The organism is Variovorax sp. GrIS 2.14, from assembly GCF_046115955.1.
Classification (GTDB): domain Bacteria; phylum Pseudomonadota; class Gammaproteobacteria; order Burkholderiales; family Burkholderiaceae_C; genus Variovorax.
This window is the reverse complement of record NZ_JBJXIA010000005.1, coordinates 123,828-146,104: the sequence shown is the minus strand read 5'-3', so window position 1 is coordinate 146,104 and position 22,277 is coordinate 123,828. Positions and strand designations below refer to the sequence as shown.

Sequence of the window (22,277 nt, the reverse complement as noted above, 5' to 3'; positions counted from 1 at the left end):
TGCACCCTCGACGTTGGCCAAAACCATTTGGCTAGTCAGGGTTCGACCGGAACGTGAGTTCGCAGTTCGGCGGTTGGATACCAAGGGGCGCGTAAAACCCAATGATCAAGAGGACGGGTACGCCGCGAAACGCGATCTCAAGATGTCGAGCCTCTGCGCTGTGAGGCGTGAAGGCGCTGGTCATATGAGCCAAACCTTTATTTGCAGATTGAAAGATCAGGCACAACGCAGCCTCCGCTTCCGTCTCTGGGCCAGGGTAGGCGGCCACGGCCTGCTCCCTGGTCAGCATTGATAACGCCGAAAACTGCTCCACGCCCAGATCGCCATCCCTACGATTGGGACGGTTCGAGATTCCGGGGCTTGACGAGTTCGTCCCCTGCAAGCCGAGGAACTCCAAGATGGCGCGACAGTGGATGACTGCCGCTTCTATCGCCGCATTCGTAAACCCGGTAGCCTTGCCGTCAACGACCTGCCTCCCATCGAAAAAAATCTCCATGGAAGGGACTTCTTCCCAAGACATGTGATGACGCAAGGCGAGACGGCCGATCGCAATCGCCTCCATGCGGTATGCCAACGATGCCAAAACCTTGGAATCCGGAGCGGTCATTCGAATTGCCTTACCCGTTCGTTACTGATACAAAAAAACAGCGCTGAATCGCGATGCCAGCCACGGGTACCCGTGCGCTCGGCCATCAGGCCGACCCCGGCAGCAACGCCCCCAACGTCTCCAACGTATCTGCCTCCTCCACCGGCTTGTCCTCCCGCCAGCGCAGCATCCGCGGGAAGCGCACGGCGATGCCGCTCTTGTGCCGCGTGCTCTTCGCGATGCCTTCGAAGCCGAGCTCGAAGACCAGCGTGGGCTTCACGCTGCGCACCGGGCCGAAGCTTTCGATGGTGGTCTTGCGGATGACGGCGTCGACGCGATTCATCTCCGCATCGGTAAGGCCTGAATAGGCCTTGGCGAAGGGCACGAGCTTGCGGTCTTCCTGCTCCGGCGGACCATCCCACACGGCGAAGGTGTAGTCGCTGTACAGGCTGGCGCGTCGCCCGTGGCCGCGCTGCGCGTAGATCAGCACGGCATCGATGCTGAGCGGGTCGATCTTCCACTTCCACCAAGTGCCGACGTCCTTGGTGCGGCCCACGCCATACGCGGCGTGGCGCTGCTTGAGCATCATCCCTTCCACGCCCATCGACCTGGCGGCTTCGCGCTGGCGCGACAGGTCGGTCCAGTCGTCGCCGGTGAGCGTCGGGCTCGCGATGAGTTGCGGGTGCTGTACCTCGGTCAGGAGCGCGTCCATCGCCATGCGGCGTTGTTCCTGCGGCAGCGCGCGCAGGTCCTTGCCTTGCCATTCGAGCAGGTCGTAGGCGAGCAGTACGACCGGGATTTCGCGCAGCAGCTTGGGGCCTAGCGTCTTGCGGCCGATGCGGCGTTGCAGTTCGGCGAAGGGCTGCACTTTGTCGTCTCGCCACACCACGATCTCGCCATCGAGCACGGTGCCATCGGGCAGCGCCTCGCCCATGGTCGCGAGCTCGGGGAAGCGGTCGGTCACGAGTTCTTCGCCGCGGGACCACAGCCAGACTTGGCCGGCGCGCTTGACCAGCTGCGCACGGATGCCGTCCCACTTCCACTCGACCAGCCAGTTCACGGGCGCGCCGAGCAGCGCGTCGAAGCGCTCGACCGGTTCGTTGAAGGGATGCGCGAGAAAGAACGGGTACGGCTGGCCGCTGGTCTGCTGGTTCTGCTCGCCATCGCTTTCGGGCGCGATGAGCGTGGCGTAGTCGCGCGCCGTGGGTTGTCCTGTGATGTGGGTGTAGCCCATCAGCCGCTGTGCCACGCGCTTGGCATCGATGGCGCCGACCGCCGCCAGCGCCTGCGTGACCTGCAGCCTCGACACCCCGACGCGGAAGCTGCCGGTCATGAGCTTGAAGTAGACCAAGCGCTCGTCGGTCGCGAGCTGCCGCCACTGCGCGCGCAGCGTATCGGCGAGTTCGTCGGCCGGCGTTTTTCTGAGCGGCAGCAAGCGCTGCTCGATCCACACGGCCAAGCCCAGGTCGTGCGCCTCGGTCGGTGGCGGTAACAGCAGCGAGATGGTTTCCGCCAGGTCGCCGACCGCTTCGTAGCTTTCATCGAAAAGCCATTCGGGCAGGCCGGCCGCCTCCTGCGCGAGCAGGCGCAGCAGCTTGGTCGGCACCAGTTGCCGCGGCTTGCCGCCGGCCAAAAAATAGACGGCCCAGGCAGCGTCTTCAGGCGCCGCACCATGCAAGTAGCGCTGCAGCGCGGCCTGCTTGGCTAGGCTCGATGTGGTGGCGTCGAGTTCCCGGTAGAGGGCGGCGAAGGCTTTCAAGCGATGGTCACGCCGCTGGCCCCCACCCCTGCCCTCCGTCGGAAGGGGCGGGAGTCTCGGCTGTTACTCCTTCCCCTTCCGCGGCAAGGTTGGGATGGGGGCTCCCGGCCTTGTCCGCCACGTCTTCATCGCCGTACTCGGTCTTGAACCCCTGCGCTTCCAGGCCGTTCTCGGTGAGCCAGCGCACCAGCACCGCGACACTGCCGTGCGTCACGAACACGCGCTCGGCGCCGGTGCCGGCAATGGCCTTCTGCAATCCCGGCCAGTCGGCGTGATCGCTCATGACGAAGCCGCGGTCGACACCGCGACGGCGGCGCGTGCCGCGCAACTGCATCCAGCCGCTCGCGAACGCATCCGAATAGTTGCCGAAGCGGCGCATCCAAGGCGTGCCCTGCGCCGACGGCGGCGCCAGCACCAGCGCGCGCTTGAGCATCTGCGGGTTCACTTCGGGGTCGCTCACGCGCAGCGTCGGCGGCAGCGCGACGCCTGCGGCGCGATACACCGCATTCAGCGGCTCGACCGCGCCATGCACCACGATCGGCCCGATTGACGGGTCCGCACCGTGCAGGATGCGCTGCGCCTTGCCGAAGGCATAGCAGAGCAGCACCGAGGCGCGGCCGTCGTCGGCATTCCGACGCCACCAGTCGTTGATGTCGGCACTCAGTTGCGCCTGCGTCGGCCAGCGGTAGATCGGCAGGCCGAAGGTCGACTCGGTGATGAAGGTGTCGCACGGCACCGGTTCGAAGGGCGCACAGGTGCCGTCGGGCTCGGTCTTGTAGTCCCCCGACGCGACCCACACGCGGCCGCCATGCTCGAGGCGGACCTGCGCGGAGCCGAGCACGTGGCCGGCAGGGTGGAGCGAGATGCGCACGCCGTTGTGCTCTATCGCTGCGCCGTAAGGCAGGGTCTGCAAGTTGATGTCGGCACCCAGCCGAGTTCGCAACGTGCCCTCGCTGTCGGTCTGCGCAAGGTAGTGGCCGTGGCCGATGCGCGCGTGGTCGGAGTGCGCATGCGTGATGACGGCACGATCGACCGCGCGCCACGGGTCGATGTAGAAATCGCCCGCCGGGCAGTAGAGGCCCTCAGGACGGGCCACGACCAGATCGTCGGGGCGCGAGGCAAAACTGACGGAGGTCGGCGGCACGTGCATGTGCAGTGGATCGTAGGCGCAGGCAGCGCGACCTTGGCCGTTGGGGCGCCGCGAAGCGCTGTGGGCAGCCGCCTACGCCCGCGACGCGACATGCCGCGCAACACAGCTAAAGGGGTGATCAGGCGGCCGGCGCCGCCCTCGCAAGCAGCGCCACGTAGCCACTTTCCATTTCCATCAGCGACGTCACGCCGTCGCGCTTCAGGATGCGATGCGCGCGGGGCAGGTTCCAGCAAGGAATGTTGGTGAACATGTGATGCTCGGCGTGGTAGTTGACCCAGTAAGGTGCGATGACCGCCCGCGCCAACCAACTCGCGTGCGTGGTGCGCGCCTGGCGCAATGGGTCGGGCTCGTTTTGCGCGACCAGCGCGTGCTCGGCGATGTTGCGGATGCGGCTCACCAGCGGCAGCCAGGTCATCATGGGCAGCAGCCACATCAAGAGCCAGACCCACCAGAAACCCGCCGCGCTGAAGAGCGCGAAGCCGATGGCGTTGCCAACGAGGAAACGGCGATCTTTGGCGACTTCCTGGCCCAACAGCCGCCAGGCCGACTCGCCCTCTGTGCGCGCCCGGATGCGCTGGACGGTGTGGGCGAAGCGCTGCTTATAGAACGTCTGCCCGCTCAGGTCGCGCCAGACCTTGCGCGCCAGCGACGAGCGCTTGATGGGGAATGGCGCCGACAGCACCAGGTCCGGGTCTTCGGTCTGCTGCACATAGCGGTGGTGCTGCAGGTGGTACGGCCGGTAGGCGCGCAGCGTGGGCGTGCAGAGCCAGTGCGCCACCCAGTCGTTGATCTTGCGGTTGCGGTGCAGCCCCGCGTGTGCCGCGTCGTGCATGAGCACAAACAGTCCCAGTTGCCGGGTGCCGATGACGACTACCGCGAGTGGAATGGCGACGGGCCAAAGCGACCCGACGACCATCGCTGCGCCTATGACGGCCCAGCAGTGCGCCACCGACCAGAGGCCGCGCCATGCCGAGCGCTGCGTGAGTGCGCTCCATTCCTCGGGTGTGAAAAAGGCGTCGGGTTGGACGCGGGGCGCAGCTGCCACGGCTCGTTTCCTGCAGGCCCGCTCGGGGGCGAAGTGCCCACTTTAGCGACGTGCGCTTGCCGCAGCTACCGGGAAACCGCTACTTCGCGCCACCCATCATGTCCATGATGTTCATCTTCATCCCGTTCGACATGATCATGTCGCCAGGCTTCTGGTCGGCCTTGCATGGGCCGACCCACTTGGCATCCATCGCCGCCTTTCCCTCGGTTTTTCCCATGAAGGGCGGCTGGTACGTCGACGTGCTTTCCATGCGGTAGCCGGTGCTCAGGTCGCCCGTGACAACGGCGTGCGTGGTTGCAATGCTCGCACCGACCTTGCACACCGAATCGATGACCGTCGTGCTGCCCGCTTTGCGCATGTCCTGCTTCGAGCAAGCGTCCTTGCCCGTGCCCATGCCTTGCGCCATGTCGCGCATCGCCTGGTCGCTGCTCGCGTCGATGCACTGCTGGATGGTCTGGTCCGCGGCAGCGGCAGTGCCGTCGCCGATCTTCATTTCCCAAAGGCCGGGCTTGCGCGCGGGGTAGTCGATGGCAAACGCAGCTGTCGCGGTGATGCACGACAACAGGCACAGTGCCGCGACGGGCAAACGAATCTTCATGGAGGACTCCGAACGATGGAAGCAATCCGAGCTTGTACCGCGCTGCTCGATGCCGCGAAATAGTGCGATCGGCCTAGCTCGGCGCGACAGCCATTGTCACCAAGCCGTCCACTTGGCGTCGCTGGCGGCCGATGCAACAGTGCGCTCGATGAAACGCACGCCGCGTGCGCCGTCTTCCACGCGCGGATAGTCGGCCGTCATCGCGTCGGCGGTCGTGCCCGCGAGTCTGGCGCGTATGTCTGCTGAGATGCCCGCATAGACATTGGCGAAGGCTTCGATGAACCCTTCCGGATGGCCGCTCGGCAGCCGGCTCGCGCGCCGTGCCGATTCGCACAACCACGGCGAGCCGCGCGTCAGGATCTGCTTGGGTCCGTCGTGCTGCAGATGCACGAGCTGGCTCGGCTGCTCTTGCCGCCACTCGATCGTGCCGAGCGTCCCCGACACGCGCAGCCGCAAGTCGTTTTCGACGCCCGTACTGACCTGCGACGCGATCAGCACGCCGCGCGCGCCACCGGCAAACCGCAGCAGCAGGCTGCCGTCGTCGTCGAGCGCGCGGCCCGGCACCAGTGCCGAGAGATCGGCACAAAGGGCTTCGATGTCGAGACCGGTGACCGTCGCGATCAGGTTCTCCGCATGGGAGCCGATGTCGCCGATGGCGCCCGCTGCGCCGCTCCGCGCCGGGTCAGTGCGCCAGTCGGCCTGTTTGTTGGTTCCGCCGGCTTCGAGCTGCGTCGCAAGCCAGCCTTGGTTGTATTCGACAACCACCTTGCGCACTGTGCCGAGCTGACCCGATCGCACCATCTCGCGTGCCTGGCGGACCATCGGATAGCCCGTGTAGTTGTAGGTCACGCCGAACATCGTGCCCTGCCGCTGCACCGCTGCAATCAACGCGTCGGCCTGCACCCGTGTGTGCACCAGCGGCTTGTCGCACACCACGTGAAAGCCGGCGTCGACGAAGGCCTGCGCCACCGGAAAGTGCACATGGTTGGGCGTGACGATCGAGACGAAATCGATGCGCTCATCGATCGGTCGCTTCAGTTCATCGGCGAGCAATGTCCGCCAGTCGCCATGATTTCGATCGTCGGCCAGGAACAGGTCGCGACCCGATGCGTGGGCCTTCTCGGGGCTGGACGACAACGCACCCGCCACGAGGTCCACTTGCCCGTCGAGCGCGATGGCCTTGCGGTGCACCGCGCCGATGAAGGCATCGCGGCCACCGCCGACCATCGCGTAGCGCAGCTTGCGAAAATTTTCAGAGATCATGTTCGCGAAGTGCGCAAAGTCTGCACCGGACCAAGATCAGAACGGCGAATCAGGATGGTAGAAATCCTTGGCGTTGTCCTTGGTGATGAGCACCGAAGGAATGATCGTCGTCGCCGGCAGCTTCTCGCCCTTGAGACGCGCTTCGGCCGTGAGCTTGATCGCGTCGTAGATGAACTTGGGCGAGTAGCTCACGTCGGCCTTGATGCGCGGGTCGCTGCCGTCCATGATGGTCTTGACTGCGCCCTTGGCGCCGGCGCCACCGAAGATGATCTTGATATCCGTGCGCTTGGCCTGCGCAATGGCTTTTTCGACGCCCACCGCCATGTCGTCGTCGGCAGCCCAAATGGCGTCGATTTCCTTGAAACGCGTGAGGTAGTCCTGCGTCACCTTGAAGGCATCGTCGCGGTTCCAGTTAGCGTACTTGGCGTCGAGCAGCTTCACGTCCGGACTGCCCTTGAGCACCGCGTTGAAGGCGTCCATGCGTTCGTTGTCGAGCGTGGTCGCGATGCCGCGCAGTGCGACCACGTTGCCCTTGCCGCCGAGCGTCTTCACGATGTACTCAGCCGGGATCTTGCCGAAGGCCGTGTTGTCGCCCGCCACGTAGGCGTCTTGCGCGCTGGTGTCGGTCAGGCCGCGGTCGACCACGGTCACGTAGGCGCCCTTGGCCTTGACCTGCGCGACCGGCTTGGTGAGGGCCGCAGACTCGAACGGGAACACGACCAGCGCGTTGATCTTGGTGACCGTCGACAAGTCCTGCAACTGGTTGGCCTGCTCCGGCGCGTTGGCCGCCGTCTTGATCGTGATCTTCAAGTCCTTGTGTGCCTTTTCCAGATCCTTCTTCGCCTGGTTGGCCCAGTAGTTGATGCCGCCCATGAAGCTGTGCGTCGCTGCCGGAATGGATACGCCGAGGTTGACCTTTTCGTCGGCGAACGCGGGTGTGCTGGCCAGCCCGATGGCGGCTGCGGCCACGGCCGTGAGCGCAATGCGTCGACTGAAATTTTGGCTCATGTGTTGGGTGATGTTTGTCATGCTGGATGTCTCCTTTTGGTTGATGAAACGGGAACGGAAAACGGAAGCGAAAATCGAACTAGCGACGACCGCGCTGCAGGAACGCGACGCTGATGATCACGAAACCCTGCACCGCCGCGTTGAGGTACACGCTGATGACGCTGGTGAGGTTCAGGATGTTGCTGATGACCGAGAGCAGGATGGCGCCGATGACCGTACCGGTGATGCTGCCCGCGCCGCCTTTCAACGCCGTGCCGCCGACGATCACGGCTGCGATGGCTTCGAGCTCCCACAGCAGGCCGGTGGTCGGCGAAGCGGAGCCGAGACGAGGCACGTACAACAGCGTCGCGATGCCGACGCACACGCCGAGCAGCGCGTAAGTCAGGATCTTCACGCGGTCGACATCGACAGCGGCGTAGCGCGCCACTTGTTCGTTCGATCCGATCGCCTGCACGTAGCGGCCATACGCCGTGCGGTTGAGGATGATGCCGCCGATGATGGCGACGATCACGAAGACCCACACCGGGATCGGAATGCTGAAAATACTGGCGTAGTACACCGGTGCATAGAGGTCCGACAGGTTGTTGTCGAGCGTGAGTGCACCGCCGTCGGCGAAGTAGGTGAGATAGGCGCGAAAGATGCCGAGGGTGCCGAGCGTCACGATGAAAGGTTCGATGCGCCCCTTGGTGATGAGCAGGCCGTGCGCCAGTCCGAACACGGCGCCCAGCACGACCGCCAGCACCGCGCCCATGACCACCGCGAGCAGGGGCGAGCCGAATGCCGGTCCGGCCCAGTTGATGAACATGATCACGCTGCCCGCGATCAGCGCCGCCATCGAGCCAACCGACAAATCGATGCCTCCGGAAATGATGACGAAGCACATGCCGACCGCGATGATGCCGATGAAGGCAGTGCGCGTGAGCACGTTCATCGCGTTGTCGACGGTCGCGAAATCGCTGTTGAGCGCCGTACCGACGATGCAAAGGAGCACGAGTCCGAGCACCGGGCCGACGGCGCGCAGTCGCTCCGTCCAGCGCGGCCGGGCCTCGGCGCGATGGGTCGACTCGGTCGATTCAGTCAGCTTGGGCGGTGGCATTTGCGGTTCCGGTGGCATGAGCGATCAGCTCCTCTTCTGTCAGATGCTCTGCGTCCAGCGTGGCGACGATGCGGCCTGCGCGCATCACCGCCACGCGGTGGCACAGGCCGATCAGTTCCATCAGTTCGGACGAGATGACGATCACTGCGAGCCCTTCACGGGCGAGTCGCTGGATCAGGAAATAGATGTCGCGCTTGGCGCCCACGTCGACGCCGCGCGTCGGCTCGTCGAGCACTACGACCTTCGGGTGCGGCTGCAGCACTTTGGCGAGTGCCAGCTTCTGCTGGTTGCCCCCCGACAGAGAGGACGCCTTGACGTCGGGTGATCCGGTGCGAATGCCAAAGTCCTTTATCGCCTCGGCCAGCGCCGCGCGCTCCACATCAGGCTTTAGCCAAGGCTGGGCGTAGCGCTCGAGCGCCATCAGCGTGAGGTTCTGGCGCAGTCCGAAATCGACGTGGAGGCCCTTCCCCTTGCGGTCTTCGCTGAGGTAGGTCAGCCCATGCTTGGCAGCATCTCGCGGGTTGCGCCATCCGGCGGCGCCGGGCACCGGCTTGCCTAGCATCTCCACGCTGCCGCTCGCGGGCCGCAAGCCGAGCAGACCTTCGAAGAGTTCGGTTCGACCAGCGCCGACAAGGCCGGCGAAGCCGAGGATTTCGCCGGGGCGCACTTCGAAGCTCGCGCCCTGCGCCCAACCGGGCACGCTGAAATTGCGCACCGTCATCGCGGGCGCATCGGCCGTCACGACCACGTCGCGCGGAGGGTACAGGTCCGACAGTTCGCGGCCGACCATGAGGTTCGCCATCTGATGGCGTGTGATGTCGGCCGTCAGCGAGCGCGCGACGAATCGGCCGTCGCGCATCACGATCACTTCGTCGGTCACGCGCTCGACTTCATCGAGCTTGTGCGAGATGTAGACGATGGTCACGCCATCGGCGCGGAGCTGCGCGATGAGCTTGAAGAGGCGCTCGGTTTCGCCGGGCGTGAGCGTGGCGGTTGGCTCGTCCATGATGAGCAGGCGGGCGCGACGCGCAACGGCCTTGGCGATCTCGACCAGTTGCTTCTCGGCGACGATGAGGCGGCGCACCTTGGTCGTCGGATCGACTTGCAGCCCGACCTGCGCGAGTGCAGCGGCAGCGTCGCGTTCCATCGAGGCGTCGTCGAGCAGCCAGCCTCTTTTTTTCTCGTGCCCCAGGAAGATGTTTTGCGCGACGCTCAAATCTTCAGCGAGGTTGAACTCCTGGTGGATCAGCACGATGCCGAGCGCCTCGGCGTCTCTCGAGCTCGCGAATACCTGCTGCGTGCCGTTGACGCGCAATGCGCCGCCGGTCAACGGCTCGTAGCCGGCCAGGATCTTCATCAATGTCGACTTGCCGGCGCCGTTTTCGCCGAGCAAGCCGTAGACGCGGCCGGGCGCCAACGCGAAGCTCACGCCGTGCAGCACCTGCACCGCGCCGAACGCCTTGACAACGTTGTCGAACTCGACGGACACGCCAGAGCCACTGATCATGGCGCCACTCCACGCACCCTGAGCGTCTCTTGCATGGCCAGCACGCCCGCGCCGATCAAACCGCCCTGGGTGCCCAGCGGCGTGTACTGAATTTCGAGGTGCCGCGTCGAGAGCGCCAGCGACCGCTGGTAAACGCTCTGACGGACCGACGCCAGAAAAAGCGGGCCGATTCGCGTGATGCCGCCGCCGATGAACACGTGCGATGGATTGAAGAAGTTGACGACCGACGCCAGCATCTGGCCTATCAGACTGCCGGCGCGCTGGATGATGGCGTTGGCCGCAGCGTCGCCTTCGCGGCTGGCGTGGCCGACGTCGAGCGCTTCGATCGTTCCGTGGGCACGCAGGCATTCGGCCAGCGCGGCGCTCTGGCCCGCTTCTGCCGCCGCCACGGCCATGCGCGTGATCGCCGGGCCCGCCGCCATCACTTCGACACACCCGAGGTTGCCGCAATGACAGCGCGGCCCTTCCTGGTCGACGCAGATGTGGCCGACGTCGCCCGCTGCACCGGCAGCACCGCGGTACACCTCGCCGTGGCACACGATGCCGCAGCCGATGCCGGTGCCGACCTTGATTACCAGAAAGTTGGAGAGCGAGCGTTGCAGGCGCCAGAGTTCGCCGAGCGCCATCAGGTTGACGTCGTTGTCGACGAAGACGGGTGCGGCATAGTCTTCGCGCAGGTAGTCGCGGATCGAGAAGCTGTCCCATGCCGGCATCAATGGCGGGTTGACCAGTTGACCGTTCTCGAAGTTGACCGGACCAGGCACACCGATGCCGATGCCAATCACCTCTTTGGCGCTGCTGCCGCAACGCGTGAGCAGCTCGCGCATCAATGTGCGCACGCGGGCCAGCAAGACGCCGGGGCCGTCGCGCACATCGGCCGGCTCAGAGTGGTGCGCCAGCACAGTGAGGTCGGGTCCCAGCACGGCGACGTCGATGCTGGTCGCGCCGATGTCGATGCCGATGAGCACGCCGAGCGCGACGTTCAGTTGAAGGTTCTCTGCGCGGCGGCCGCCGGAGGATTTTTGCAGTCCCGACTCGGCGAGCAGCCCTTGATCGACCAGCCCGGCGATCAGCGCATTGGCTTTGCTTTTGGAAAAACCAAGGCGCTCCGCCATGCCGTGACGCGAACCGCCGGTCGACCAAAAGGTCGTCTCCAGCAGTTGCATCTCGTCGGCGGTGAGTGCGCTCCAACGTGCCAAGCGTTGTGTCTCCATGTCTCGTTGCGCCGGTCTTGATGCCGGGCGAACGCGAATATTAGAGGCGTGGCTTCAGCCAGACAAGGCTGAACTTCGGATATGTTTAGTTCGAAGTGTTGCGGTAGGACCCGCTTTGGTGCGGCCACGAAAAAGCCGCCCGCAGGCGGCCTGATCTCAAGTAAGCGTGACGATCACTTCTTGTCGCGGTATTTGCGCAGTGCCGCGAGTTGTGCCGCCATGACCGCAAGCTCCGACTGCGCCATCGCGATGTCGATGTCGGTCTTGGCGTTCTTGAGCGCTTCTTCGGCAGCTGCCTTGGCGACGTTGGCCTTCTCGTCATCCAGGTCCTTGCCGCGGATGGCGGTGTCGGAAAGCACGGTAACCGAGTGCGGCTGCACTTCGAGAATGCCGCCCGCCACGAAGACGAACTCTTCGCCGCCGTCGGCCATCTCGATTCGCACGGCCCCAGGGCGGATGCGCGTGATCAGCGGCGTGTGGCGCGGAAAGATGCCGAGCTCGCCGGCTTCACCGGGCAGCGCGACGAACTTGGCTTCGCCCGAGAAGATCGATTCTTCCGCGCTGACCACGTCCACATGAATAGTGCCTGCCATGGTGATTCCTTGTTAAGCGACCTTCTTGGCCTTTTCGAACGCCTCGTCGATACCGCCCACCATGTAGAACGCTTGTTCCGGCAGGTGGTCGGCTTCGCCGTTGACGATCATCTTGAAACCACGGATGGTCTCGGCCAGTGGCACGTATTTGCCCGGTGTTCCGGTGAACACTTCTGCCACGTGGAACGGTTGCGAGAAAAAGCGCTGGATCTTGCGGGCGCGGGCCACGGCGAGCTTGTCGTCCGGCGCGAGTTCGTCCATGCCCAGAATCGCGATGATGTCGCGCAGTTCCTTGTAGCGCTGCAGCATGCCCTGCACGGCGCGGGCCGTGTTGTAGTGCTCTTCGCCGACCACGTTGGGGTCGAGCTGGCGTGAGGTCGAATCGAGCGGGTCCACAGCGGGGTAGATGCCGAGCGAAGCGATGTCACGCGACAGCGCGACGGTCGAATCCAGGTGGGCGAAGGTAGTGGCAGGCGACGGATCGGTGTAATCGTCGGCTGGCACGTAGACGGCCTGGATCGAAGTGATCGAGCCGACCTTGGTCGACGTGATCCGCTCTTGCAGGCGGCCCATTTCTTCAGCCAGCGTGGGCTGGTAGCCCACGGCGGAAGGCATACGGCCCAGCAGTGCCGACACTTCGGTACCGGCCAGCGTGTAGCGGTAGATGTTGTCGACGAAGAAGAGCACGTCACGGCCTTCGTCGCGGAACGATTCTGCGATGGTCAGACCGGTCAGCGCCACGCGCAGACGGTTGCCCGGAGGCTCGTTCATCTGGCCGTAGACCATGGCCACTTTCGACTCCTCGAGGTTCTCGAGGTTCACGACGCCGGAGTCGGCCATCTCATGATAGAAGTCGTTGCCCTCACGGGTCCGCTCGCCCACACCTGCGAACACAGACACGCCCGAGTGGGCCTTGGCGATGTTGTTGATGAGTTCCATCATGTTCACGGTCTTGCCCACTCCGGCGCCACCGAACAGGCCCACCTTGCCGCCCTTGGCGAAAGGGCAGATCAGGTCGATCACCTTGATGCCGGTTTCCAGCAGGTCCTGCGACGGCGAAAGCTCGTCGTAGGCAGGCGCCTTGCGGTGGATCGATGCGGTAAGTTCCTGGCTGACCGGGCCGCGTTCGTCGATGGGCGCGCCAAGCACGTCCATGATGCGACCGAGCGTAGCCTTGCCGACCGGCACCGTGATGGGCGCGTTCGTGTTGGTCACGATCAGGCCGCGGCGCAGGCCGTCGGACGAACCGAGCGCAATGGTGCGCACGATGCCGTCGCCGAGCTGCTGCTGGACTTCGAGCGTCAGCGCGCTGCCGGCGAACTTGAGCGCGTCGTAAATCTTCGGCATCTGGTCACGCGGGAATTCCACGTCGACCACGGCGCCGATGCATTGAACGATCTTGCCTTCTGCGATTGCTTGAGCCATGTGTGCTCCGATAAAAGTTGTTTGTTTGAGAACGTCGACTGAAGCGCTGAGACTTAAACGCCGGCGGCGGCTGCCGCACCTGCGACGATCTCGGACAGTTCTTTGGTGATGCCGGCCTGACGCGTCTTGTTGTAGATCAGCTTCAGCTCGCCGATCACATTGCCCGCGTTGTCGGTTGCTGCCTTCATCGCGACCATGCGCGCCGAATGCTCCGACGCCATGTTCTCGGCAACCGCCTGATAGACCAGCGATTCGACATAGCGCACCAGCAACTCGTCGATGACGCTCTGCGCATCGGGCTCGTAGATGTAGTCCCACGAATGTGCGCCCGGCTCGGTTTGAAGCGAATCGACGGCCAACGGCAGCAACTGTTCCACCAGCGGTTCTTGCTTGATGGTGTTGATGAACTTCGTGTAGCAGAGGTACACCGCCGAGATCTTGCCTTCGGCGTAAGCGTCGAGCAGCGTCTTGACCGGGCCGATCAGCTTGTCGAGGTGCGGCACGTCACCCAAATGGGTCACGTGCGCCACGACGCGCGCGCCGATGCGATTCAAGAAGCCGAGCCCCTTGCTGCCGATCGCGACTGATTCGATGGCGATGCCGGCGTTTTGCGCCTCGCGCAGCTTCACGGTCACTGCACGCAGCAGGTTGGTGTTCAACCCGCCACACAGGCCCTTGTCGCTCGTCACGATGATGAAACCGACCGCCTTGGCCTCGTTCGTCTTCATGAACGCGTGCGTGTATTCCGGGTTCGCCTTGCCGAGATTGGCCGCGATGTTGCGGATTTTTTCGCTGTAGGGGCGAGCGGCACGCATGCGTTCCTGCGCCTTGCGCATCTTGGAAACCGAGACCATTTCCATGGCCTTGGTGATCTTCTTGGTGTTCTCCACCGATTTGATCTTGCCGCGGATTTCCTTACCTGCTGCCATGTCAGTTCCTTGTCGTCAGGTCGATCGGGGCGATCAGGCGAACGACTTCTTGAAAGCGGTGACGGCGGCCGTCAATTCGGCTTCCGCATCCTTGTCGAGCGCCTTGGCTTTTTCGATCTTGTCGAGGAGCGGTGCGTAACTCGACTTCAGGAATTGATGCAGACCGTGTTCGAACGGCAGCACCTTCTTGATCTCGAGATCGTCCATGAAGCCCTTGTTCACCGCGAACAGCGTCGCACCCATCAACGAGACAGGCAGCGGGCTGTATTGCGCCTGCTTGAGCAGTTCGGTCACGCGGGCCCCACGGTCGAGTTGCTTGCGGGTGGCTTCGTCGAGGTCGGACGCGAACTGCGCGAACGCGGCCAGTTCACGGTACTGCGCCAAGTCGGTACGAATGCCGCCTGACAGACTTTTGATGATCTTTGTCTGCGCAGCCGAACCGACGCGCGACACCGAGATGCCCGCATTGATGGCAGGACGTATACCGGCGTTGAAAAGATTGGTCTCCAGAAAAATCTGGCCATCGGTAATCGAGATCACGTTGGTCGGCACGAACGCGGACACGTCGCCGGCTTGTGTCTCGATGATTGGCAGCGCCGTCAGTGAACCGGTCTTACCCTTGACTGCACCCTTGGTGAAGTCTTCGACGTATTTTTCGTTCACGCGGGCGGCGCGCTCGAGCAGGCGGCTGTGGAGATAGAACACGTCGCCTGGGTAGGCTTCGCGACCTGGTGGCCGACGCAGCAGCAGCGACACCTGGCGGTAGGCCACGGCCTGCTTGGAAAGGTCGTCGTACACGATCAGCGCGTCTTCTCCGCGGTCGCGGAAATACTCGCCCATGGTGCAGCCCGAGTAGGCCGACACGTACTGCATGGCGGCCGATTCCGATGCGGAAGCAGCGACCACGATGGTGTAGTCCATAGCACCCGCTTGCTCGAGCGCACGCACCACGTTCTTGATCGAGGAAGCCTTCTGGCCAATCGCGACGTAGACGCAAGTGACGTTCTGGCCCTTCTGGTTGATGATCGCGTCGATCGCGACGGCGGTCTTACCGGTCTGGCGGTCACCGATGATCAGCTCGCGCTGACCGCGGCCGATCGGCACCATTGAATCGATCGACTTGAGACCGGTTTGCAGCGGCTGGTCGACAGACTTGCGGGCGATCACGCCCGGAGCGACCTTTTCGATCACGTCGGTCATCTTGGCGTTGATCGGGCCCTTGCCGTCGATCGGCTGACCCAGTGCATTCACCACGCGGCCGATCAGTTCCGGGCCCACGGGCACCTCGAGAATGCGGCCCGTGCACTTCACGGTATCGCCTTCGGAGATGTGCTCGTACTCGCCCAGAATCACAGAACCGACGGAGTCACGCTCGAGATTCAGTGCCAGCCCGTAAGTCGGAGTGCCGTCGGCTGTCGGCGGGAACTCGAGCATTTCGCCCTGCATCGCATCGGACAGACCATGCACGCGCACGATGCCGTCGGTAACGGACACCACGGTGCCTTCATTGCGAATGTTCGCGCTGACGCCGAGGCCTTCGATACGGCTCTTGATCAGCTCGGAAATTTCTGCGGAATTGAGTTGCATGACTCTTTCCTTCTTTCTTTGTAAAGGGCTGGAGGCTGGGGGCCGTCAGGCCGCCAGCGCAACTTTCATTTGTTCGAGGCGCGCTTTGACGGAGGTGTCGAGCACCTCGTCGCCGACCACCACACGAATGCCGCCGATGAGCGCCGGCTCTTGCTGAACCGTCACCTGCAGCTTGCGGCCGAAGCGCTTTTCGAGCGCGGCCGACACGCCGACCAGGGCTGCGTCGTCGATTGGGAAAGCGCTGTACACGATGGCGTCCGAAGAACCGCTTCGGGCATTCGCGAGTGCCCGGAACTGCTTCGCAATTTCCGGCAGCACCGCAAAACGGCCGTTGTCGAGCAACGCGCCCAGAAAGTTCTGCGCAGGTGCCGTCAGCGGCGCACCGTTGGCACTCGTTACGATCCCGAGCATTTGCTCGGTGGTCGTACGCGGGCCGCTGGCGAACTGCAGCAAGGCAGGGTCGGTCGAGATCACGGCCAGCTTGTCGAGCCAGGCGCTGGTGGCACCGAGGTTCGACGAAGACGCTTTGAACAGCGCCTCGGCGTAAGGACGTGCGATGGTGGCGAGTTCAGCCATGGTGCCTCAAAGCTCGGTCTGCAGGCGGGCCAGCAAATCGGCGTGCACGGCCGGATTCACTTCCTTGCGCAGGATCTGCTCTGCGCCCTTAACGGCGAGTGCTGCAACTTGCTCGCGCAATGCTTCGCGTGCCTTCAGCGCTTGCTGATCGGCTTCGACGCGCGCGGCTGCAACGATCTTGCTGCCCTCTTCGGTCGCACGCGACTTGGCTTCTTCGATGATGGCCTGTGCGCGACGCTCAGCATCGGCCACGCGTTGCGCGGACTCGTTGCGCGCCTGGCCGAGTTCGACTTCCACGCGCTTGTTGGCGGCGGACAACTCGGACTTGGCCTTGTCGGCAGCAGCGAGGCCTTCGGCGATCTTCGCGGCGCGCTCGTCGAGCGCCTTCGTGATCGGCGGCCACACGAACTTCATCGTGAAACCAACCAGGATCAGGAACACGATCATCTGAACGATCAGGGTACCGGTAATGCTCACTTTTTACCCTCTCTATGGGATTGAAACCGAGGCCATCTCACCAGTGAAAAACAGGGAAACGACATCGAAGGTCCGACGAGAAGCACTTACTTGGGCAGGTTGGCGATTTGCGCCAGGAAAGGGTTGGCCGTAGCAAACCACAACGCAATACCGGTACCAATAATGAAAGCGGCGTCGATCAGACCAGCCAGCAGGAACATCTTGGTTTGCAGTTCGCCCATGAGTTCGGGTTGGCGTGCAGCCGATTCGAGGTACTTGCTGCCCATGATGCCGATGCCGATGCATGCGCCGACAGCGCCCAGACCGATGATGAGGCCGGCGGCCAGTGCAACAAAGCTAATAACTTCCATGATGACTCCTAGAGGACTTTGGTTGACGAGAAACAGAAAACAGAAAACGAAACTGGGTCGATCCGAAGATCAATGTTGATCGTGGGCCTGACCCACGTAGACCAGCGCCAGCATCATGAACACGAACGCTTGCAGCGTGATGATCAGGATGTGGAAGATGGCCCATGCCGTACCAGCCACTATGTGGCCCAGCGCGAGCAGGATACCGGTCGCCGACAACGACCAGGCGCCGCCCATCAGGGCGATCAGCAAAAAGATCAGCTCCCCGGCGTACATGTTGCCGAACAGCCGCATGCCATGCGAAACCGTCTTGGCGACGAACTCGATGATCTGCATCGCGAAGTTGAACGGGTACAACGCCCAATGATTGCCGAAGGGCGCAGTGAAAAGCTCGTGAACCCAACCGCCAAGGCCCTTGATCTTGATGTTGTAGTACAGGCAGATGAGCAGCACCGCAACCGACATACCCATGCTGATCGACAGATCGGCGGTCGGCACTACGCGAAGGTAGGCGTGATGCGGATCGCCACCGGCCGCGCCATAGACCTTTTCCCAGATGAACGGGAACAGATCCACCGGGAACAGGTCCATCGCGTTAAGCATGAAAATCCACACGAAGATCGTCAGCGCGAGCGGCGCGACGAACTTGCGGCTCTGGGCGTTGTGCACGATGCCCTTGGCCTGCTGATCAACCATTTCGACGAGCAGTTCGACAAAGGCCTGGAACCGTCCAGGCACGCCCGACGTCGCCTTGCGCGCAGCCAGCCACAAGAAAAAGCAACCGAGCGCGCCGAGCGCGATCGAGAAAAACAATGAATCGAAATTGAAGACCGAAAAATCGGCTACGCCACCCGGCTTGGAGCTTTGCAGATGCGTCAAGTGGTGAACGATGTATTCACCAGCTGTTGGACCGTGTTCCGCAGCGTTTTCAGCAGCCATTCCGTTACTTGTCTCGTTATTGCCGGCGCCGGGGCGTTAACGCCACCGCCAACCAGGCCGCCTTCATTGTGACCACCAAACCGACCAGCATTGCAGGCCAGCTCAGCGCCGTAATCAGCCTTGGCGCCGCGATCAACATCGCGAGCGACAAGGCCATCTTGACCATTTCCCACAAAAAGAATCCAAACACCGCGGTGCCCGGATTCAGGGAAGAAAACTTGCCGGTCAGCCCCCGCGCGAACACCGCAGCGGGAATGACCACTGCCAGCGCGCCGTACCCAGCCGACCAACCTAGATTTTGCCTCCCGGTCAGGCCCCAGGCGGCCAAAGCCACCAGCACCCCGACCACCAACTGGCCCGCGATCACCCGCCAAAGGGAAACCGACGGGCTCTTAGCCCTCAACGCCTGCGCCTCTTCGGCCGTGAGCGGCTTGAAGTCAGCTTCCTGGTCGTTTACTTGCGTATCAAAAGTATCCACGTGGTCCCGGGCAATTTTTTTCATTGGAGTGAAGCCCGGGGACAGCGCAGAGCGATCAGGAATTTCTACAAAGCCATTGATTATAAGTAAATCCAATGCCTTTCCAGGCATGACCGCACACCAATGCGCAAAACGTGCAGCGAGAGCGAAACCTTTGCCTTGACCAAGAGCACACCAAGGCCGGCCGACCATAATTCCTCATGCACCCGATCGCCAACGCCTTGCCCGAGACGCTCTGCTACCTCGATGGGGAGTACACCCCGCTGCGTGACGCCAAAGTGAGCGTGCTCGACCGGGGTTTTATTTTCGGGGATGGTGTCTACGAAGTCGTCCCGGTCTATGAAGGGCGACCTTTTTGCTTCGACGAACACATGGCGCGGCTGGGTCGGTCTCTGGCCGAGTTGCAGATCGATAACCCGCTCACTCTAGACCAGTGGCGCAATATCACGATGCGGCTCGCCGCACCGGGCGACGCCTTGCCGCAAACCGTCTACTACCAGGTGACGCGTGGGGTGGCGCTTCGAGACCACGCGATGCCGAAAGGCCTAATGCCGACCGTGTTCGCGATGGTCAACCCTATGAAGCCGGTGCCCGATGCGGTGCGCGCTGCGGGTGTTAGTTGCGTCACCGCCGCCGACTTTCGCTGGCAAAAAGCGCACATCAAGGCCACGAGCCTGCTGGGCGCGGTGCTGGCGCGGCAGATCAGCGTGGACGCTGGCGCCACCGAGACCGTGATGTTCCGCGGCGAGTTCCTGAGCGAAGCGTCGTCCAGCAACGTATGGGTCGTCAAAGACGGCCGCATGAGCGGATCACCCAAAGACGAACTCGTGCTGGCCGGCATTCGTTACGGATTGTTCGAACGACTGTGCGGTGACAGCGGCACCCCCTTCGAATTGCGGCGCATCAAGCGGGACGAAGTGTTCGGCGCCGACGAATTGCTGCTGTCGTCCGCGACCAAGGAAGTGTTGCCAGTGGTGACGCTCGATGGCCAACCCATTGGCAAAGGCCGACCCGGCCCCATCTATCGAAAACTGTACGCGGCTTACCAGGACGCGAAGCAGCGCAATCGCTAACCGAAACACCCTACGGAGCCCGTCATGAGCACGCCTGATCCCATTAAACAGGAATCGCTGATCGCATACCCGTCCCAGTTCCCGATCAAGGTGATGGGCGTCAAGGCCGACGGTTTCGTGCATGTCATCACGCAGATCGCCGAACGGTTCGATCCGGGCTTCGACGCGAACACGGTCGAACTGCGCGACAGCAAGGCCGGCAACTACCTGGGCGTGACGATCACCGTCACCGCTACCAGTCGTGAACAGCTCGATGAGCTGTATCGGGCGCTGTCGTCGCACCCTTCAGTCAAGGTCGTTCTTTGAGGCTTTCGCGTTCACTGGAGCGCCGAAGACAACTTCGCTGCGCGACGCCCGCGCTGCACGCAGGGCCGGAGGCGAAATGACCGCTCCGGCGACTTCGCAACATATCGACGCACCGCAAGAGCCGATGCCGATCGAAGTGCAGCGGCTTGGCCCTGCCGACTACGCAGCGACCTTCGCCGAGATGAAAAATTTCACGCAGGAACGCACCGCAGAAACACCCGACATGCTCTGGCTGTGCGAACACGACGCGGTTTTCACGCAGGGTCTCGCGGGCAAGCGGGGCCATATCATCGACGCCGGCGACATCCCGATCGTGCAATCCGACCGCGGCGGTCAGGTGACTTATCACGGGCCGGGCCAGGTCGTCGCCTACCCGTTGCTCGATCTGCGCCGCGCTGGCTACTACGTCAAAGAGTACGTCTATCGCATTGAAGAATCGGTGCTCCGCACGTTGGCGCATTTCGGCGTGACAGGGCATCGCATCGTTGGCGCGCCGGGTATTTACGTCCGGCTGGACGATCCGTTTTCGCATGCGCGGCTGGCCTCATCGGCAATGCCTGCATCGATGGGAACGTTAGCCAGCACATCCGCGGGTGCACTGCCGATCGACACCTTCGCCGGCCTCGGCAAGATCGCCGCGCTCGGCATCAAAGTCAGCCGCCATTGCACGTACCACGGTGTTGCGCTCAATGTCGCGATGGATCTCGAACCCTTCTCGCGCATCAACCCTTGCGGCTACGCGGGGCTGAAAACAGTCGACCTTTCTACAATTGGCGTCCAAACCACTTGGGACGACGCTGCCCGGGTTTTGAGCCAGAAGCTCATCACCGCCCTCGCACCCTGATCCCGCCCTAGCAGTCCGATATGAGCACCACCGAAGTCGTCCGCGACATCCAGAGCCAGGAAACCTACAACCCGCTTGCCAAGCAGAAGGCCGCAGCCAAGCTGTCGCGCATTCCGGTGAAGGTAATCCAGGGCGAGGTGCTGAAAAAGCCGGAGTGGATTCGGGTGCGCGCCGGTTCGCCGACAACGCGCTTCTACGAGATCAAGCAGATCCTGCGGGAAAGCAACCTGCACACGGTGTGCGAAGAAGCGTCGTGCCCGAACATCGGCGAATGCTTCGGCAACGGCACCGCGACCTTCATGATCATGGGCGACAAGTGCACGCGGCGCTGCCCGTTCTGCGATGTCGGCCACGGCCGACCCGACCCCCTCGACAAGGACGAGCCGCTGAATTTGGCGAAGACCATCGCCAGGCTGAAGTTGAAGTACGTGGTGATCACCAGCGTCGACAGGGACGATTTGCGCGATGGTGGCAGCCAGCACTTCGTCGACTGCATCCGCAACATCCGCGAACTCTCGCCGATGACGCAGATCGAAATTCTGGTGCCCGACTTCCGCGGCCGCGACGACCGCGCGCTGGAGATTTTGAAGCTCGCGCCGCCAGATGTGATGAACCACAACCTGGAAACCGCGCCGCGCCTGTACAAAGAAGCGCGTCCCGGCAGCGACTACCAGTTCAGCTTGAACCTGCTGAAGAAGTTCAAGGCGTTGCATCCGAAAGTACCGACCAAGAGCGGCATCATGGTGGGCCTGGGCGAGACCGACGAAGAAATTTTGCAAGTGATGCGCGACATGCGCGAAAACGAGATCGACATGCTGACCATTGGCCAGTACCTGTCGCCATCGACCTCACACCTGCCGGTGCGCCGCTATGTGCACCCGGACACCTTCAAGATGTTCGAGGAAGAGGCCTACAAGATGGGTTTTAGCCATGCCGCAGTGGGTGCGATGGTGCGCAGCAGTTACCACGCCGACCAGCAGGCGCACGCAGCGGGCGTTTAACGCCGTTGACGGGCTGAAAAGCCTGCAGCCGGACTTCTCAGCGCCAGCCGCGATGCCAGCCGTATTGCGGGTGGTGCCAGCCGTAACCGTAGCGAGGGTGCTGCATCCAGATGAAGCCGACGCCCGGGCTCACATAGGTCGGCGTTACCGAAATGATCGGCGGCTCGACATACACCGGCCCCGGCGCGCCGTATGGGCCAGGGGCCACGACGCAACCTGCAGTCGCGAGCAAAAGTCCGAGTACCACCGCGGCGCTTGCGCATCGGGCGATCTTGTTTTCAGTCATGAATGCTCAGCTAGAGCTGGACCGACGGGGCTGCGGCTGTCGCGTTGGCGGGCCTGAACGCTTGTCGTCTGCGCGAACCACATTGATCATAAGGATCGTATTGAAAGTATTCGTCATGTGCAGACAACGCCCTGCCCGTGGACCGGGTTGACGGCTCCCGCCTCCCGGTAATCCCTGATACATAGCT

The 22,277-nt window shown here is 63.1% G+C and carries 24 protein-coding genes; 4 read left to right on the top strand and 20 right to left on the bottom strand.

Annotated elements, in window-relative coordinates; translation table 11 throughout:
• Window positions 1–31: 31 nt before the first annotated feature.
• The 19 genes from RCH10_RS10705 to RCH10_RS10615 form a co-directional block, all read right to left on the bottom strand.
• Window positions 32–607 (bottom strand): hypothetical protein, encoded by a 576-nt coding sequence (locus RCH10_RS10705; RefSeq protein ID WP_409052332.1) that lies wholly within the window; start codon window positions 605–607, stop codon window positions 32–34.
• Window positions 608–692: 85 nt separating this feature from the next.
• A complete protein-coding gene (locus tag RCH10_RS10700; RefSeq protein ID WP_409052331.1) occupies window positions 693–2,345 on the bottom strand; it encodes an ATP-dependent DNA ligase in 1,653 nt (550 codons plus the stop codon).
• Between the two features lie 7 nt (window positions 2,346–2,352).
• Window positions 2,353–3,489: a ligase-associated DNA damage response exonuclease gene (locus RCH10_RS10695; protein ID WP_409052330.1), complete on the bottom strand. Its 1,137-nt coding sequence runs from the start codon at window positions 3,487–3,489 to the stop codon at window positions 2,353–2,355.
• Between the two features lie 124 nt (window positions 3,490–3,613).
• The gene (locus RCH10_RS10690; protein WP_409052329.1) at window positions 3,614–4,540 is read right to left on the bottom strand and encodes a fatty acid desaturase family protein; all 927 of its coding nucleotides are present in this window, start codon (window positions 4,538–4,540) and stop codon (window positions 3,614–3,616) included.
• 79 nt (window positions 4,541–4,619) lie between these two features.
• Window positions 4,620–5,138 carry a DUF3617 domain-containing protein gene (locus RCH10_RS10685; RefSeq protein WP_409052328.1) on the bottom strand — a complete coding sequence of 173 codons (519 nt, stop codon included), beginning with the start codon at window positions 5,136–5,138 and terminating at the stop codon, window positions 4,620–4,622.
• Between the two features lie 96 nt (window positions 5,139–5,234).
• Window positions 5,235–6,401 (bottom strand): Gfo/Idh/MocA family protein, encoded by a 1,167-nt coding sequence (locus RCH10_RS10680; protein WP_409052327.1) that lies wholly within the window; start codon window positions 6,399–6,401, stop codon window positions 5,235–5,237.
• 36 nt (window positions 6,402–6,437) lie between these two features.
• A complete protein-coding gene (locus RCH10_RS10675) occupies window positions 6,438–7,409 on the bottom strand; it encodes a substrate-binding domain-containing protein (RefSeq protein ID WP_323498790.1) in 972 nt (323 codons plus the stop codon).
• 79 nt (window positions 7,410–7,488) lie between these two features.
• Window positions 7,489–8,505: an ABC transporter permease gene (locus tag RCH10_RS10670; RefSeq protein ID WP_409052326.1), complete on the bottom strand. Its 1,017-nt coding sequence runs from the start codon at window positions 8,503–8,505 to the stop codon at window positions 7,489–7,491.
• Window positions 8,483–10,012 (bottom strand): sugar ABC transporter ATP-binding protein, encoded by a 1,530-nt coding sequence (locus tag RCH10_RS10665; protein ID WP_409052325.1) that lies wholly within the window; start codon window positions 10,010–10,012, stop codon window positions 8,483–8,485. Before RCH10_RS10665 ends, RCH10_RS10670 begins: the two co-directional genes overlap by 23 nt.
• Entirely contained in the window at window positions 10,009–11,178 is a 1,170-nt protein-coding gene (locus RCH10_RS10660; protein WP_187054840.1) for an ROK family protein, read from the bottom strand. Before RCH10_RS10660 ends, RCH10_RS10665 begins: the two co-directional genes overlap by 4 nt.
• 221 nt (window positions 11,179–11,399) lie before the next feature.
• Window positions 11,400–11,819, bottom strand: coding sequence for a F0F1 ATP synthase subunit epsilon (locus RCH10_RS10655; RefSeq protein WP_187054010.1), 420 nt, complete (start codon window positions 11,817–11,819; stop codon window positions 11,400–11,402).
• 12 nt (window positions 11,820–11,831) lie between these two features.
• Window positions 11,832–13,244: a F0F1 ATP synthase subunit beta gene (gene atpD / locus RCH10_RS10650; protein WP_187054009.1), complete on the bottom strand. Its 1,413-nt coding sequence runs from the start codon at window positions 13,242–13,244 to the stop codon at window positions 11,832–11,834.
• A gap of 53 nt (window positions 13,245–13,297) precedes the next feature.
• On the bottom strand, window positions 13,298–14,173 hold the full coding sequence (atpG, locus tag RCH10_RS10645) for a F0F1 ATP synthase subunit gamma (protein WP_187054008.1): 876 nt from the start codon (window positions 14,171–14,173) through the stop codon (window positions 13,298–13,300).
• Window positions 14,174–14,206: 33 nt separating this feature from the next.
• Entirely contained in the window at window positions 14,207–15,760 is a 1,554-nt protein-coding gene (gene atpA, locus RCH10_RS10640) for a F0F1 ATP synthase subunit alpha (protein ID WP_187054007.1), read from the bottom strand.
• Between the two features lie 45 nt (window positions 15,761–15,805).
• Entirely contained in the window at window positions 15,806–16,336 is a 531-nt protein-coding gene (locus RCH10_RS10635; RefSeq protein ID WP_187054006.1) for a F0F1 ATP synthase subunit delta, read from the bottom strand.
• Between the two features lie 6 nt (window positions 16,337–16,342).
• On the bottom strand, window positions 16,343–16,813 hold the full coding sequence (locus RCH10_RS10630) for a F0F1 ATP synthase subunit B (protein WP_187054005.1): 471 nt from the start codon (window positions 16,811–16,813) through the stop codon (window positions 16,343–16,345).
• A gap of 86 nt (window positions 16,814–16,899) precedes the next feature.
• Window positions 16,900–17,163, bottom strand: a complete 264-nt coding sequence (gene atpE / locus RCH10_RS10625; RefSeq protein ID WP_007830191.1) for a F0F1 ATP synthase subunit C — start codon at window positions 17,161–17,163, stop codon at window positions 16,900–16,902.
• Window positions 17,164–17,232: 69 nt separating this feature from the next.
• Window positions 17,233–18,102: a F0F1 ATP synthase subunit A gene (atpB, locus tag RCH10_RS10620; protein WP_323498762.1), complete on the bottom strand. Its 870-nt coding sequence runs from the start codon at window positions 18,100–18,102 to the stop codon at window positions 17,233–17,235.
• 16 nt (window positions 18,103–18,118) lie between these two features.
• A complete protein-coding gene (locus tag RCH10_RS10615; protein ID WP_409052324.1) occupies window positions 18,119–18,604 on the bottom strand; it encodes an ATP synthase subunit I in 486 nt (161 codons plus the stop codon).
• 176 nt (window positions 18,605–18,780) lie between these two features.
• Between RCH10_RS10615 and RCH10_RS10610 the strand changes: the two genes are divergently transcribed.
• The 4 genes from RCH10_RS10610 to lipA all read left to right on the top strand — a co-directional run bounded on the left by RCH10_RS10610 (window position 18,781) and on the right by lipA (window position 21,804).
• Window positions 18,781–19,653, top strand: coding sequence for an aminotransferase class IV (locus tag RCH10_RS10610; RefSeq protein WP_409052323.1), 873 nt, complete (start codon window positions 18,781–18,783; stop codon window positions 19,651–19,653).
• Window positions 19,654–19,677: 24 nt separating this feature from the next.
• Window positions 19,678–19,959 (top strand): YbeD family protein, encoded by a 282-nt coding sequence (locus RCH10_RS10605; protein ID WP_409052322.1) that lies wholly within the window; start codon window positions 19,678–19,680, stop codon window positions 19,957–19,959.
• Window positions 19,960–20,083: 124 nt separating this feature from the next.
• Window positions 20,084–20,803 carry a lipoyl(octanoyl) transferase LipB gene (gene lipB / locus RCH10_RS10600; RefSeq protein WP_409052478.1) on the top strand — a complete coding sequence of 240 codons (720 nt, stop codon included), beginning with the start codon at window positions 20,084–20,086 and terminating at the stop codon, window positions 20,801–20,803.
• 20 nt (window positions 20,804–20,823) lie between these two features.
• Entirely contained in the window at window positions 20,824–21,804 is a 981-nt protein-coding gene (gene lipA, locus RCH10_RS10595) for a lipoyl synthase (RefSeq protein ID WP_409052321.1), read from the top strand.
• A gap of 37 nt (window positions 21,805–21,841) precedes the next feature.
• Here lipA and RCH10_RS10590 read toward each other — a convergent pair whose 3' ends face one another.
• The gene (locus RCH10_RS10590) at window positions 21,842–22,090 is read right to left on the bottom strand and encodes a hypothetical protein (RefSeq protein ID WP_323501140.1); all 249 of its coding nucleotides are present in this window, start codon (window positions 22,088–22,090) and stop codon (window positions 21,842–21,844) included.
• Window positions 22,091–22,277 lie beyond the last annotated feature (187 nt).

Bases quoted from the DNA above. Each gene is read 5' to 3' on its own strand.
- atpA (WP_187054007.1), bottom strand. From the start codon at position 15,760: ATGCAACTCAATTCCGCAGAAATTTCCGAGCTGATCAAGAGCCGTATC.
- RCH10_RS10655 (WP_187054010.1), bottom strand. From the start codon at position 11,819: ATGGCAGGCACTATTCATGTGGACGTGGTCAGCGCGGAAGAATCGATC.
- RCH10_RS10680 (WP_409052327.1), bottom strand. From the start codon at position 6,401: ATGATCTCTGAAAATTTTCGCAAGCTGCGCTACGCGATGGTCGGCGGT.
- RCH10_RS10610 (WP_409052323.1), top strand. From the start codon at position 18,781: ATGCACCCGATCGCCAACGCCTTGCCCGAGACGCTCTGCTACCTCGAT.
- RCH10_RS10605 (WP_409052322.1), top strand. From the start codon at position 19,678: ATGAGCACGCCTGATCCCATTAAACAGGAATCGCTGATCGCATACCCG.
- RCH10_RS10615 (WP_409052324.1), bottom strand. From the start codon at position 18,604: ATGAAAAAAATTGCCCGGGACCACGTGGATACTTTTGATACGCAAGTA.
- RCH10_RS10685 (WP_409052328.1), bottom strand. From the start codon at position 5,138: ATGAAGATTCGTTTGCCCGTCGCGGCACTGTGCCTGTTGTCGTGCATC.
- RCH10_RS10670 (WP_409052326.1), bottom strand. From the start codon at position 8,505: ATGCCACCGCCCAAGCTGACTGAATCGACCGAGTCGACCCATCGCGCC.
- RCH10_RS10665 (WP_409052325.1), bottom strand. From the start codon at position 10,012: ATGATCAGTGGCTCTGGCGTGTCCGTCGAGTTCGACAACGTTGTCAAG.
- atpE (WP_007830191.1), bottom strand. From the start codon at position 17,163: ATGGAAGTTATTAGCTTTGTTGCACTGGCCGCCGGCCTCATCATCGGT.
- RCH10_RS10590 (WP_323501140.1), bottom strand. From the start codon at position 22,090: ATGACTGAAAACAAGATCGCCCGATGCGCAAGCGCCGCGGTGGTACTC.
- atpB (WP_323498762.1), bottom strand. From the start codon at position 18,102: ATGGCTGCTGAAAACGCTGCGGAACACGGTCCAACAGCTGGTGAATAC.
- lipA (WP_409052321.1), top strand. From the start codon at position 20,824: ATGAGCACCACCGAAGTCGTCCGCGACATCCAGAGCCAGGAAACCTAC.
- atpG (WP_187054008.1), bottom strand. From the start codon at position 14,173: ATGGCAGCAGGTAAGGAAATCCGCGGCAAGATCAAATCGGTGGAGAAC.
- RCH10_RS10705 (WP_409052332.1), bottom strand. From the start codon at position 607: ATGACCGCTCCGGATTCCAAGGTTTTGGCATCGTTGGCATACCGCATG.
- lipB (WP_409052478.1), top strand. From the start codon at position 20,084: ATGCCGATCGAAGTGCAGCGGCTTGGCCCTGCCGACTACGCAGCGACC.
- atpD (WP_187054009.1), bottom strand. From the start codon at position 13,244: ATGGCTCAAGCAATCGCAGAAGGCAAGATCGTTCAATGCATCGGCGCC.
- RCH10_RS10660 (WP_187054840.1), bottom strand. From the start codon at position 11,178: ATGCAACTGCTGGAGACGACCTTTTGGTCGACCGGCGGTTCGCGTCAC.
- RCH10_RS10675 (WP_323498790.1), bottom strand. From the start codon at position 7,409: ATGAGCCAAAATTTCAGTCGACGCATTGCGCTCACGGCCGTGGCCGCA.
- RCH10_RS10635 (WP_187054006.1), bottom strand. From the start codon at position 16,336: ATGGCTGAACTCGCCACCATCGCACGTCCTTACGCCGAGGCGCTGTTC.